9 protein-coding genes are annotated in these 12,670 nt (G+C 66.7%); 2 read left to right on the forward strand and 7 right to left on the reverse strand.

Annotated features, from left to right (window positions below; translation table 11 throughout):
• Positions 1 to 6: 6 nt before the first annotated feature.
• The 7 genes from V5F49_RS20315 to V5F49_RS20345 all read right to left on the reverse strand — a co-directional run bounded on the left by V5F49_RS20315 (position 7) and on the right by V5F49_RS20345 (position 8,415).
• A complete protein-coding gene (locus V5F49_RS20315; protein ID WP_394115087.1) occupies positions 7 to 135 on the reverse strand; it encodes a hypothetical protein in 129 nt (42 codons plus the stop codon).
• Between the two features lie 6 nt (positions 136 to 141).
• Positions 142 to 972 (reverse strand): hypothetical protein, encoded by an 831-nt coding sequence (locus V5F49_RS20320; protein WP_394115088.1) that lies wholly within the window; start codon positions 970 to 972, stop codon positions 142 to 144.
• On the reverse strand, positions 972 to 1,280 hold the full coding sequence (locus V5F49_RS20325; RefSeq protein ID WP_394115089.1) for a hypothetical protein: 309 nt from the start codon (positions 1,278 to 1,280) through the stop codon (positions 972 to 974). Before V5F49_RS20325 ends, V5F49_RS20320 begins: the two co-directional genes overlap by 1 nt.
• Before the next feature lie 10 nt (positions 1,281 to 1,290).
• On the reverse strand, positions 1,291 to 2,541 hold the full coding sequence (locus V5F49_RS20330; RefSeq protein ID WP_394115090.1) for a hypothetical protein: 1,251 nt from the start codon (positions 2,539 to 2,541) through the stop codon (positions 1,291 to 1,293).
• On the reverse strand, positions 2,541 to 2,693 hold the full coding sequence (locus V5F49_RS20335) for a hypothetical protein (RefSeq protein WP_394115091.1): 153 nt from the start codon (positions 2,691 to 2,693) through the stop codon (positions 2,541 to 2,543). The genes V5F49_RS20330 and V5F49_RS20335 overlap by 1 nt, the downstream gene beginning before the upstream one ends.
• Before the next feature lie 105 nt (positions 2,694 to 2,798).
• Complete coding sequence (locus tag V5F49_RS20340; RefSeq protein WP_394115092.1) at positions 2,799 to 3,002, reverse strand: helix-turn-helix transcriptional regulator; 204 nt, start codon at positions 3,000 to 3,002, stop codon at positions 2,799 to 2,801.
• A 703-nt stretch (positions 3,003 to 3,705) separates the two neighbouring features.
• Complete coding sequence (locus tag V5F49_RS20345) at positions 3,706 to 8,415, reverse strand: glycosyltransferase (RefSeq protein ID WP_394115093.1); 4,710 nt, start codon at positions 8,413 to 8,415, stop codon at positions 3,706 to 3,708.
• Between the two features lie 936 nt (positions 8,416 to 9,351).
• On the opposite strand from V5F49_RS20345, the gene V5F49_RS20350 reads away from it, so the two are divergent.
• The gene (locus tag V5F49_RS20350; protein WP_394115094.1) at positions 9,352 to 10,914 is read left to right on the forward strand and encodes a porin; all 1,563 of its coding nucleotides are present in this window, start codon (positions 9,352 to 9,354) and stop codon (positions 10,912 to 10,914) included.
• A 399-nt stretch (positions 10,915 to 11,313) separates the two neighbouring features.
• Complete coding sequence (locus V5F49_RS20355; protein ID WP_394115095.1) at positions 11,314 to 12,618, forward strand: porin; 1,305 nt, start codon at positions 11,314 to 11,316, stop codon at positions 12,616 to 12,618.
• Positions 12,619 to 12,670 lie beyond the last annotated feature (52 nt).

A 12,670-nucleotide genomic window follows, 5' to 3' on the forward strand; every position in this document is an offset into this window, starting at 1 on the left:
TTTCTCTCAGTTCTCGGTTTCGGAGTCGGCGGTTTCGTCGGTATCAAACTTGATCGGCTCGGCGGTTTTACGTGCGGCGGCCTCGTAGAGGTCCGCCAAAGCATCGTGACTCTGTGCCATTTTATCACCATTCATGCCCTGTTACTCCTTTCGTTTGCTGTTAGCCACGTTGGGATTTACCGCAAGTGCGGCGAATTTTTCGGAGGCGGCGAGTAACATTGCATCCGCCTCGGCGCGGATTTGCTTGCGCAAGGCCACATCGCGCGTGATGCGCGCCGGGAGGGCGTCGAGACCCGCACGGAACGTGCCGATTATTTCATCGAGCACGCCTTCAGCTTCGCTAACTTCAATGAGGCGGCCTTCTTCCTGCGCAATGCGGAGTTCCAGCATCTTGCGTTTTCCCGCCATGATGGCGGTCTGTTCACGCTCCAACGCACTGGACTTGCTGGACTTCTTCGCCGCAGCGATGATGCTCCGGACGGACTCCGCGAGGGGGTACTGATTTCGATCGATCCGAGTAATCGTCCCAGCCGTCGCAAGATTCCGGATCGTCCTGACGTCCACGTTCAGAAGCGCGGCGAGTTCTTCGCCACTCACTTTTTCGGGAATGGAAGATTTTTTGACCATCGGTTGCCTCGGGAAACGGAAATCGTGATTTCGACACGGCAGAAACGCGCAAGAAACGCGCTGCCGCGCCAGCGCCGTGGAAGGGGGTCGGGAAGGACCCGGTACCCCGGTGGGGGGGTGGGCACCCTCGCGTGTGGCCGGGCGCGCCCGAGGGCGCCCCGCGCCGGTGATGCCAGCGCGGCTCACGCTCGCCCCAAGCTTCACCAAACCCTTGAGGCCGCGCGCCTCAAGCACGAACCGAGTGCGGTCAATCTTGATTCGATGCAGACGGTCCAACGGAACAGCGGTCACAGCCGGGTTGGCCGCACCATCGATCAGGTGGACAACGAGAGTCAGCGCGACCATCACGCGGCTCCGGGCTGGGGGTTGGAGGCGGTCGCCTTCGCGGCCCCGCGGCGATCGATCGCGTTCGCGGCAGCCCAACCTTTCCGGCTGGGCGTGAAGTACCCCGGCAGAGGGTGAGCGAGATGGCCCCGCGCGATCAGGCGACGCATTGCCGCCCAGACCACGGGCTGGCGGACGCCGAGCGACGCCGCGACCTGAGCGGCGTTGTAGCCGACGCTGCCGAGCGCGAAGTCGTGGATGACCAGCTCATCGAACGGCGCGTCGGGATTGTTCGCGTGGAGGTCGTCGAGGGCGGAGCGGCGAGCCATTTGGGAACTCCTATGCTGCGGTAGAGGAAGCTACGAGCGCCCGGATGGCGCGGAGGCGAGCGGAGAGGGCGACGATGGACGGGAGGATGGGGGTCGCGAACCGGGCGGCTTCATGGGATTGGCGCAGGGCCGCGGAGGTATTGAGCGCGAGCACGTGCGCATCCGTGTGCATGCCCTTCGAGAGCCGGGCGCAGGGGTGAGGGGGCGGCGCCCCCTCGGTCCGAGCGGTCGCGTCGTTCGCACCGGTACCGGACGTGGGCGCCATCAGTTCCGCCGCCTGTGCCACATCCGGCCCAAGATCGGCCCCTTCCGCCGGGCGCGATGCCGGGAAGCTGGCAGCGACTTCACGGGGCGGTTCGTGCGCATCGGGCGGGTTCTCGGGACCGGAGTGGACGGCACCTGCGGCGGCATCGCGCGAGCCTTCCTGCGCCTGCTCCATCGGCGAGGGCGAGGCCGAGGGCGGCGCAGGTGCGCGGCTCTCACGCTCAATCTCGGCGAGCACGTCGAGCGCAATGGCGCTGGTCTCGCTGCCCACGGCCGTGCAGAGGGCGTACGTGCCACGCTTAATACGGCAGACGATCCCCGCGCCGGCGAGGCGCCCCAGCGCGACCTTCACGGCGGAGGGCGTCGTGCCCGTCCGGGCGGTGATTTCACCCAGCGACGCGATGCCCTCATCCAGAAGGTCCAGAATCTTCGCCGTGGCAGAGCCACGTCTGAAGGTAACAAAACGCGGCTCCCCCTTAATAAGGAAGCACCGCGTTTCGTTACCTTCTCCGGCCATCTTCCGCTTTTCGGCTCGGGTGGCTCGGCGGTCTGCGGCGCGCCTGCTGGCGCGCGCCGTGTCGTCCTCGTCGATCGCATGGAGATGGATGCGGGAGCCGCACGCCGCCAGTTCGCGGATTTCGACGGCGCGGACGCGAAGCTGGCGGCCAGCCTCGGCGTTGGAGGCGACGCTCCACGGGGGACGCGACACCTCCAGTGCCCGCCCGATAGCTCCCGCGGGCACCTGCGCGCGCCACGGGGCGGGCATCCAATTCAGGACGCCAGAGCGGTCCAGCGTGTGCCGCCCGTCGCCGTGAAGAAACCTGATCGCATCTACGATGAGGTCGATCAGATCCACAAGCGCTTTGGTGTCCAGCGTCTCCCCGTGCCGGACGCGCCACCAACACAAAGTGCGGAGGTTCGCGAGCCGCGCCATGGCCTGCCGCTGGCTGGGCGTGTAGGTCTTGGCGGGGCCGGCTGCGTGCTTGATCGCGCCCATCAGCTACCACCCAGCGCCGCGCGGGCGGCCTCGGCGGAACGATGGATGCCGCCCATCTGTCGCAGCCCGTGAGACATTTCGAGGCAAACGAGCCAACGGTTGCCGGAAACGATGATCAGCCCGTTGACAGCCGGAGTTTCCATGAAGTACATGTGAATTATGTCCTAGTTGATGCGGCGCGTTGTCCGACGGCGCCGCAGTGAAACGCGAGAAGGCCGCCCTAGAAAGGGCGGCCTTTTCATTTCAGGTCGTTGTCGTCAGGAAGTCCGGGGGGCGATTTCGGCGATCGGCGTATTCGCCATCAGCCGATCGATCTCGCTCACCTCAATGCGCACGCATTTTCCGATCTTGCGCGCACGAATCTTGCCATCGCCAAGCAGACGATAGATGGTGCCGCGAGAAACACTCAGAATGCTCATTGTTTCGCGGATGGTAAGGAGCTTTTTGGCGGGTGCGGTCATGATTTTTTACCAATGTTGAGGACCGCTCCTCATTGTCCGCATAAAATGCTACCAAGCAATAGTGCGTCGCGGGGGCCTACTGACCATAACTCGGTACAAAATAGCGCATAAAGCATTGAAATGTATTGGGAAAAGCGGCCTAGAAAAACCGCACTTGCGCGGGCGGCGGCTTGAAGGGGCCTGTGTGGCCGCTTGGGTGCTGATCGTCGGGTGGAGGCGGATCAATTGGCCCAAGTTGGGCCAATTGAAAGTCGCGAACCTCGTGCCGCGAGGGCGAAGATCGTCGGGGAGCGGCGGGCTTTAGTGGGCCAAGATGGCCCACCTAAAGGGGGTAAGCAGGCGGCAGGAGGTGGCGCATGCCGTGCTGCGATTCACTGCGGCCGCTCCTCCGGGGGAGAGTCCGAACGCCCCGTCACCCGTTGGGGTGATCGTTGGGGTAGAATATTTTTCATGAAGAAAAATAATAGCAAAAACATGTACATAGCGAAAATGAATGGCGGACTCCGTCTCCGCCATTTCCTTCGCAGCCCTGCCTGTTCAGAAACTTCGCCTTGCCGGCCCGCGTTGCGCGACAGCTTGCGCGCGGGGGCGTGCGGCGGGGCGGCGCGTTCGCAGGTGTCGGCCTTGTCCGGTCGGCCTCGGGAAGCAGCACCCTCGCGCCGACGGTGGGGGAATCACCGGCGGCGCGGAAACCGGGCGCGGCTCAGCGGCGGCCGCTTTCGGTCAGCATCTCCAGCAGGAGCGCGTCGAAGGCGCCGAGGGTGTCGCCGAGCATGTGGCCGCCCAGCACCCAGTCGCGCTGGGCCGCGCCGAGCGCTGCGTTCTCCGCCCCCAGCGCGATCTGCGCGCGCAGCCCGGCGATCCAGCCTTCGGTGGTGTTCTCCACCAGCCGCACGCCCGGCGCATCGGTGCGATAGATGGCGACGTCCGAGGCCACCACCGGCAGGCCCAGCCCCGCATAATCCATCAGCTTGAGGCTCGACTTGCTCTCGTTGAAGGCGCTGTCCTCCAGCGGCGCGAGCGCGAAGTCGCAGCTCGCCGCCTGGTTGCGGAGCCACGGCACGAACGCGCTGTAATCCTGATGGTCCGCGGGGACCCGGACCGTCTTCAGCCAGTCACCCCGCGTCTCGGCGAGGGTGTCGTCGCCGGTCACGCCGACGAGGGTAAGGCGGAATTCCGGGCATTCGGCGGCCACGGCATCGAGCGCGGGCAGGATCAGCCCGAGGTCGTCGTGGTGGGTCCGCGTGCCCATGTAGAGCGCGCGGATGGTGTTGTCCTGCACCCGCTCCAGGGGGGGCGCGCGCCACAGCCGCTCGCTCAGCGCATTGGGCAGCAGCACCGTGCGCGGGTTCAGAATTGCCATCTGTCCGGCGAGGTGGGGTGTCGAGACACTCACCCGCGTCGCCTGCGCGATCAGGCGCTCGAGCGCCGGCGCGTAGTCCGCATAGGTCCCGGTCGGGTCCTTCTGCTCCGGCACGTGCAGCAGGTCGTCGTCGAGATCGAGCAGGTAGGGCCGGCCGGAATCCCTGAAGGCGTCCAGCAGGGCAGGGACCAGCGTGCGGGGGATGGCCGTGCGCTGGATGATGGCGCCGTCGATGGTGCCGGCACGCAGGCTCGCGAGCAGCCCATCCGGCCGCATCCGGATGAAGTCGATGTTGCGCGCGATCGAGTTGAAGGTCCGTTCCCAGATGCGGGTGTCCGTCGAGCCCGTCCCGTGCCGCAAGTCCACGCTGCTCGGACACACAACGGCGATGCGCGGCGTCGTGCGGGTTTTCGGCTCGGACGGGGCGGTTTCCCCCAAGGGCTTCGGCTGCAGGAGGTTGCGGTAGATGTCGAGATAGCCAGCGGCCATCGTGCGTGTGGTGCCCGCCAAGCCAGCGCCGGTCTGCCATGTGCGCAGGGCCGCGTCGACCTTCAGCTCCTCATGCGGATCGAACGCGATACGCAGGATCTCTCCATAGAGCGAAGCAATGTCGTGGTGATCGACAACCCAACCGCAGCCGGTTTCCCGCACGCGGCCGGCCACCGTCGGGAAGTCGAAGACTATGGCGGGCAGGCCCACGGACCACAGCTCTGTCAGGGTGTGGCAGTAGGTTTCGTCCCAAATGGAGAACACCGCACCCACGTGCGGCCGGATGGCTGCCACCTTCTTCGGGAACTGATCCCGCTCGTAGCGGCCGTGGGAAATTACTCTCGCCGGGAGGACGCGGCCGGCGAGATGCACGCCACCCAGAATATGGAACTCCAGCCAGCCGGCCCTGTCGTGCTCGGCGAGGGCGAGGATGATTTCCAGCCCCTTGGCGGCATTGATGTTCCCTGGCACGAGGATGCGCACCGGCGCGCCGTGCCGCGGCAGCTGGCGCACCCGGGAGAATTCCGCGAAATCGCGCCCGTGCGGAATGACGTGGAAGCGATCCGCCGCGACCGTCGGCAATGTGTCGAGGATCAGCGCCCGCGCGCTGTGCGAGGTGGTGACGAACGCATCGCAATGCGCCAGCTCGGCCTCGAAGCGGCGACGCCAGAAGTCCAGCCAGGTCGCGCTCGGCGTCGGCAGCGCCCCGGCCGGCCACAGGCTCTCGCGATGGATCGAGCCCTCCGGAAGATAGGTCGGGCCGAGGAACACCCCCTCGTCGTCGATCAGCTTGATGGTGGGGGAGAGCGTGTAGAAATCGTGGAAGGAGAAGACCACCTTCTTGCCCAGCAGGCGGGCGATGCGCGGCAGCGAGAGGCTGTGCCAGGCGATGTGCCGGACGTGCACGAGGTCGAAGTCGTAGTGCGCCAGCCAGCCCCCCACCACGGCGTCATATTCGCCGGACCGGTGGGAGGTCGGGTCGACGGGCTCGTCCAGCTCGTGGGTGCGGACGACCGCGACCGTGCCGCCGGACAGGCGGCTGAGCTCCAGCTTCCGGCTGTCGCAGCGCAGCACCCAGCCGTCCACGGCGTCCGCGAGCGCCTCCATGAGGTCGCGGTTGGTCTGCGGGGTGCCGCCGGTGGAGGTCGAGACCACGAACAGGACGCGCGGCAGCGGCGCGCGGCCCTGAAGGCAATCCCGCAGCGCCAGCCGCGCCTGATGGCGCGCCAAGGCGATCTTCTCGCAGGTGCCGAACAGCTGGATCGCGCTCTTGTATTCCGGGTAGCGCGCATCCACCACGGCGCGGCCCGCGGCCATCAGCTCCGTCTTCGCCTCGCCGAAGCTCTTCGAGCGATCGTGGAAGACGTAGGTGCGATCATCGATGAGATTGCGCCAGCCAGCGCGCAGGGCGCGCATGCAGAAGTCGTTCTCCTCGCCATAGCCCCGCGGGAAGGCCTCGGCATCCAGCGGCCCGATGCTGTCGAGGCAGGCGCGGGAGACGAACATGCAGAAGCCGTTGCCGGTGGGCACCTGGGGATAGAGCCCGAGGCTGCGCCGCCGGAAGGCGCGGGCGAAGGTGATCTCGTCGATCCCCTCCGGCAGGGCGTTGTCGTTGCCCGCGTTCGGGGCGGAAAAGGCGCCGGCCCGGTCGGACATGGCCGTGACGGTGGCGACCCGCGGCCGCGAGCAGGCGGCCATGACCATGCTTTCCAGCCAGCCGGGCGTGACCCGCGCGTCGGAGTTGAGCAGGATCACGTCGTCCCGGCCGGCTTCCGCGATGCCGCGGTTGACGGTGCGGGTGAAGCCGAGGTTCTCCGCGTTGCGCAGGATGCGGATCTGCGGCGTGTCGTGGCACGCGCCGAGGATCCGGGAGATGCGCGGGTCGGTGGAGCAGTCGTCGATGAGCAGGATGCGCGCCGTGGCGGGCGTGTGATCCAGCAGCCGGCGGATGCAGACGTCCACGTCGTCCGCGGCGTTGTAGATCGGGACGACGATGGTCACGCCGTTGCGCGTGTAGGCGTCCTCATGGAACTCCGGGACCGGCGGCAGGGCGTCGATCTGGACCTTGAAGGCCCGTGACAGCATGCCATTCGGGAAGCGCAGCGCGAGCCGGTGCTCGCCGGGCTCCATGTAGCGGAGCGGGCTCTTGAGGGTGAACCCCCCGCAGCTGCCGTCAGCCCCGATCTTCTTCAGGTCGGGACGGCGCGCCGCATTGTCGACGGTCGTATACGGCAGGTCGTCGAGATAGAGCGTGGCGCGGTGCAGCCCCGCGCTCCAGTTCTTGTCGATGAACCAGCCGGAGATGAGGGCATCGCCCGCGGTCTCGATCTTGTGGATGAACTGCTGGCGGAAGGGATTGTGCGGAAAGACGCGCTCCGCCCGGATGCGCCCGTCGGCAGCGCTGCGGATGGCGACCCTGGCCTCGTCTCCGGCGATGTCGAGGATGCTCTCGATCCGCACGTCGAAGCCGTAGCACCCGGTGCCGAACCCCTCGGCGAACACGTCCGGCCTGAACTCGCTCGCGAGGAGATTCTCGAGCACGGGGACATCGTTCACCAGAATGTCGATGGCCTGCGGCTCGACCTCCCCGCCCTTCATGACCCAGCCGCAGATGCGGCGGCCGTCGAGCCCTTCGATGAAAGCGAGCCAGGGCTTGGGGGCGAAGGTGCGCGCGGTCAGCACCTCGCCGGTCGTCGCCTCGCGCAGGACGATCTCGAGCGGGGCCTCTTCGGCGCGCAGGGTGTGGGGAATCTGCACCTCGAAGCCGTGGAAGCCGGCCCCGCTGCCCGCGCCGAGCAGGTCGCCGCGGAACAGATTCGCGCGCACGCCGACGGCGACCGGCTCCCCGTTCACCACAATGTCGATGGCGACTGGCTCGGCCTCGCCGCGCTTCACGGCCCAGCCGTGGAGGCGCTGGTCCTCCAGCGCGTCGATGGCCGCCAGCCAGGGGGCTTCGCCGAATGTTCGGGTGGCGATGACCCGGCCATCCGCCGGATCCCGGAGACTCACCGTGAGCAATCCGCCGCCGAACGACGGGGTATCGGCGATCTCGGCCACGAAGCCATGGAAACCGCTGCCGAATCCCGCCTCGTGGACATCGCTGCGGTAGACATCCGCGCGAACCGCGAGCGCCGCCGGGGCATCGTTCACCAGAATGTCGACGGTCTGCGGGTCGACCTGCCCGCCCTTCATCACCCAGCCCCAGACCCGTGAGCCGTCATGCCCTTCTATGAAGGCATGCCATTCGGCCGCACCGGCCGCGGCCTCGACGCCTGCGGCGGGGGCGGCAAAGGTTCCGGAGGCGAGGGGCGTGTCGTCTCCGGCGAGGTGCACGGAGACCTGGACCGGCGCGCCATGCAGATCGGCCGCGGCGACGAGGGTGAATTCGAACGCGACATCCTGCAGATCCGCATCGCCGGACGGTGCATTGGCGACGGTCACGGTCGCGGCGACCGGCAGGTTGTCGATCCGAACCTCCAGGGCCGACTGCTGCGGCGCGCCGGCTGCCGGGATTCGCCCGCTGCCGCACAGGCCGTCGAACGCATCAATGCTGCCGACCATCGCCGATCGATGCGCGGTTGCGCCAGAAATCTCGCTAAATGCGTGCATCGTGCGCCAGCCCCATATGCGCTGCGACCCAACGGAAAGGGTCCATTACTCCCTCAGTTTCAATCGATCAACGCTGCCACTTTGGGTCAGCGGCAGCGCGTCTCCCGGGCCTTCTTCGGGGGGACGGTGCAAGAGGCGCATTTTCCCAAAGAGCATACGCGTGCGCACGCGACGCCGCCGGCGGAATCGGCCGTCTCCAGAGACCCTCCTGGTGCCGCCGGAAAGCCCCTCCGATTCGAGCACGCCTCGTGGATTGGACCCCGCAGAACCCTAATGCGACGTGTCGGCCCCGCCCGAGCGGCCGGATCCGGCGTCGTGGCGGTCAATCGGTCGTCAGCCCGGGCGAATCCCGTCGGCGATCCCCGTCAGGCCAAGCGGCTGCTTGATTTCGGCACGATTGTGTCGTTCCGGCGGCCGCGCGGGAGCCCGAAAAGGGGCAGGTCGGCGACACGCGGAAGGGCCCGATGGGTCGAGCGCCACCCGGGTCTGGAGCAGGTGCCCCAACGGTAGCCGCTGCGGCAGGAATCGAGCGTTCGGTCAGTCGGCAAATGAGCGCATGAAACGCTGCTGATTCAAGGTGTTGGGTCGAGATGCCGGAGCCGGATAAAGGAGGCCTGAACGGTATTCCAGTGGGTCATTTCGAGCGTGCCATTCCTGCAACACCCGGCGGAAAAGCGGCCCCGGAGTGACGCAAACGGTACCGTTCCGATTGATCGCGGATTGGCCTTTTGTATGTTGGCTTTGCGACGAAGGGGGGCATCCCCGGTCGCCCGTTCCATGCCCGGGGGGCCTGGGCGCGGAATGGGAAACTGGGGCAAGAACCCCCTCGGGGTGCGACCGCACCGGCGAAGCGGAACGAGCTCCCTCGGAATTTACTTGGAGGTCACGATGAAGATGGTGAAGAGCCTTCTCCTCGGCAGCGCGGCGGGTCTCGTCGCGGTGGCTGGGGCCCAGGCCGCCGACCTTCCCGTCAAGGCGAAGGCTGTCGAATACGTTAAGGTCTGCTCCGCTTACGGCGCCGGCTACTACTACATCCCTGGCACCGATACCTGCATCAAGATCGGTGGCTACGCCCGCTTCGACACCTATGTGAACGCGGTCGGCACCTTCAACCCGATGATCTCCTCGCCGACCGGCACCGGCTTCAACGGCCCCGGTTCGCTGAACTCGGGTTACCCCTTCCGCGATGCGGATGATCCGGACTACCTGACCCGCGTCCGTGGCACGATCGACTTCGACGCCCGCACCCAGACCGACTACGGCACCCTGCGTTCCTACGTGCGTTTCGGCGCTGAGTGGAACTCGCAGACCACCGGTGGCGCCGGCTCTGGCAACGGCCTCTACTTCGAGCGCGCCTTCATTCAGTTCTCGGGCTTCACGTTCGGTTACACCCAGTCGTTCTTCGACCTGGGCCTGAACTACATGCTCACCACGCCGTACGCTGGTTCCAACCAGTGGACCACCGTGGCCGCCTACACCGCCCAGTTCGGCAACGGCTTCTCCGCCACCCTGGCCCTGGAAGACGCTGCCAACCGCGTGACCGGCGTGCAGTACGGCTTCGCCTCCATCGGCGGCTCCACCCCCGGCAACCCGCCCGGCGCGCCCTACACCGGCGTGACCAACGAGCTCGCCTGGACCGGCGCCACCTACTACAACGCTGTCGGCGGCCAGCAGGCTCCCGATATCGTCGCCAACCTGCGCGTTGACCAGGCTTGGGGCTCTGCCCAGCTGTCCGGTGCCCTGCACCAGGTCAACACCGCTGACGTGTCGGCCATCGCCGGCCTCGGCCTGCCCGGCATCCTCGGCTCGACCGACACCTGGGGCTGGGCCATCGGCGGCGGCATCGAGATCAAGACGCCCTTCCTGGCCGCTGGCGACTCCGTGTTCGTCCAGGCTGGCTATGCTGACGGCGCCCTGAGCTACCTCGGCCTGTCCGGCACCTCGCAGGGCCGTTCGCAGGGTCTCGGCACCATCACCCTGAGCCCGCTGAACACCTACGTTCCCGGCCTCGGCGTGGGCAGCGGCGCCTATGCGCCTCTCGCCGACGCCCTGCTGAGCCCCTTCGGCACCCTGGAGAAGGTCTCCGGCTGGTCGCTGCAGGGTCAGTTCCGCCACTACTGGACCCCCGGCCTGCGTTCGGCGATCTACGCCGGCTACGTCAGCGTCGACGTCCCGTCCTTCTACCCCGGCCTGGGCGTGACCGCTTCCCCGCGTGGCGGCGTCTACTACGCTCCGACCGATGTGGACATGTGGCAGGTCGGCGTGAACACGGTTTGGTCTCCGGTCAAGAACCTCGATATCGCGGCCGAAGTGCTGTACTCGAAGGTTGAGCTGGCCAGCCCGAACCAGTACTGGCAGACCAGCACTGCGACCGCTCCGGTCCTCGACCTCTCGTCCGGCACCTCTGCCGACATCTGGTCGGGCGGCATCCGCGTGCAGCGCAACTTCTGATCGCTGCTTCGGCAACGGTCTTCGGAAAGGCCCCGGTGGGAAACCACCGGGGCTTTTTCTTTGTCTGCGCCATGCCCGGGTCCATGTCCGCAGTCAAAACCTTGAATTGGAACAATAATAGAGTGTGTATCCGGGTATTTAATTCAGTGGTGAACTTTGCCATGTTGACCGCGCATCTTGCACTCAGCGAGTCCGGATGTGTGTCTCGGGATGGGCGCGACGGGAGAGCCGGATGATGTCGGGTTCCGGCGGCGCGGGCTGACACAGTCCTGAGACGGCGGGCCAGGCGGGGTGCGAAGCCGGTCATCTGGCCCCATGCGACACGAGGGGAGAGGTAAAATGGGCTTTCCCCTCTGGAGTGGGTCTGTTAGAGATATATTATATCAATTGGGGATGCTCATGCGCCGTTCCGCACCTGTCCTGCAGTCTCGCCTCGCGGCGCGTTCGCTTGCTGCCGCGTCGCTGGCGGGGTTCGCCGGCCTTGCCCTTCCTGCCAGCGGGGCGCTCGGCGCCGATCTCCTCGCCACCAAGGCGAAGGATGCCTATGTGCGCGCGTGCACCGCGCAGGGGGATGGCTTCTACTACATTCCCGGCACCGACACCTGCGTCCGTATCGGCGGGTATGCCTGGGCGGAAGGCTATTACAACACCTACACCGACTACCCGCTGCAGAACGACAAGACCTATTCCGTCGCCACCGCCGGCCTCATCCTCGACGCCCGGACCGAGACGGAATACGGCACCCTGAGGTCCTATATCGAGACGCGGTTCCGCTGGCGCACCGCCGATCCGTGGTCGAACGGCCCCACCGGCAGCGAGCTCGAGGTCTGGAACATCTACGTCCAGTTCGCCGGCTTCACCGTCGGCCATGCGCAATCCTTCTTCGACTTCTACGCCAACGCGAACGTGCTCGGCACGGACCCGGCGACCATCGGCGACGACACGCGCATCAACCTGATCGCCTACACCTACGAGTTCACCAAGGGCCTCAGCGCGACCGTGTCGTTCGAGGATGCCTCCGACCGCAGGGGCGGCATCTTCGCCTCGGACCCCGCCACCTTCTCCACCGACGATTTCCAGGCGGGGCAGAGCTGGCCGGAGATCGTCGCCAACCTGAAATATGAGGGCGAGTGGGGCTCGGCCCAGCTCTCCGGCGCGCTGCACCAGGTGAACGCGCTGTCGCTGCTGGCGCCGCTGGCGGTGACCGAGGGCGGATGGGGCTTCGCGGTGCAGGCGGGCGTGATGTTCAACCTGCCCATGCTGGGCGAGGGGGACACGCTCTACCTCCAGACCGCCTATGCCGACGGCGCCGTCTCCTATCTCGGCCTGCAGGATCCCTCGGGCGCCTACACGCCGCCGGATGCATTCCTCAATCCGTTCGGCGTCAGCCGCGTCACCGGCTGGAACGCCACCGCCTCGCTCCTGCACAACTGGAACGAGAAGTGGAGCTCGGCCGTGTTCGGCGGCTATGCGGCGTATGATTTCAACAATGCGGCTGCCCAGCTGTTCTACGGCGCTTCGGGCGGCACCAACTACAACGTGGGCGGCTACGTGGCGTTCGCGCCGGTGAAGCACCTGAGCATCGCCCTGCAGTACGACCACACCTACAACAGCGCCTCGGACTATTTCCCGGCGGCGTTCGCGCCTGCGACCGCCTCGGTGAACGCCGATCGCGTGCTGTTGTTCGTCTCGCGCGATTTCTGATCCGCGGCTGCGCTTCCCGCTACCGGCGATCCGCACGCGCGGGCTTCCGGAG

The sequence above is a fragment of the Xanthobacter lutulentifluminis genome (assembly GCF_043194675.2).
In the GTDB taxonomy this organism is placed as follows: domain Bacteria; phylum Pseudomonadota; class Alphaproteobacteria; order Rhizobiales; family Xanthobacteraceae; genus Xanthobacter.

Bases quoted from the DNA above. Each gene is read 5' to 3' on its own strand.
- V5F49_RS20320 (WP_394115088.1), bottom strand. From the start codon at position 972: ATGGTCGCGCTGACTCTCGTTGTCCACCTGATCGATGGTGCGGCCAAC.
- V5F49_RS20325 (WP_394115089.1), bottom strand. From the start codon at position 1,280: ATGGCTCGCCGCTCCGCCCTCGACGACCTCCACGCGAACAATCCCGAC.
- V5F49_RS20315 (WP_394115087.1), bottom strand. From the start codon at position 135: ATGAATGGTGATAAAATGGCACAGAGTCACGATGCTTTGGCGGACCTC.
- V5F49_RS20335 (WP_394115091.1), bottom strand. From the start codon at position 2,693: ATGTACTTCATGGAAACTCCGGCTGTCAACGGGCTGATCATCGTTTCC.
- V5F49_RS20350 (WP_394115094.1), top strand. From the start codon at position 9,352: ATGAAGATGGTGAAGAGCCTTCTCCTCGGCAGCGCGGCGGGTCTCGTC.
- V5F49_RS20330 (WP_394115090.1), bottom strand. From the start codon at position 2,541: ATGGGCGCGATCAAGCACGCAGCCGGCCCCGCCAAGACCTACACGCCC.
- V5F49_RS20345 (WP_394115093.1), bottom strand. From the start codon at position 8,415: ATGGTCGGCAGCATTGATGCGTTCGACGGCCTGTGCGGCAGCGGGCGA.
- V5F49_RS20355 (WP_394115095.1), top strand. From the start codon at position 11,314: ATGCGCCGTTCCGCACCTGTCCTGCAGTCTCGCCTCGCGGCGCGTTCG.
- V5F49_RS20340 (WP_394115092.1), bottom strand. From the start codon at position 3,002: ATGACCGCACCCGCCAAAAAGCTCCTTACCATCCGCGAAACAATGAGC.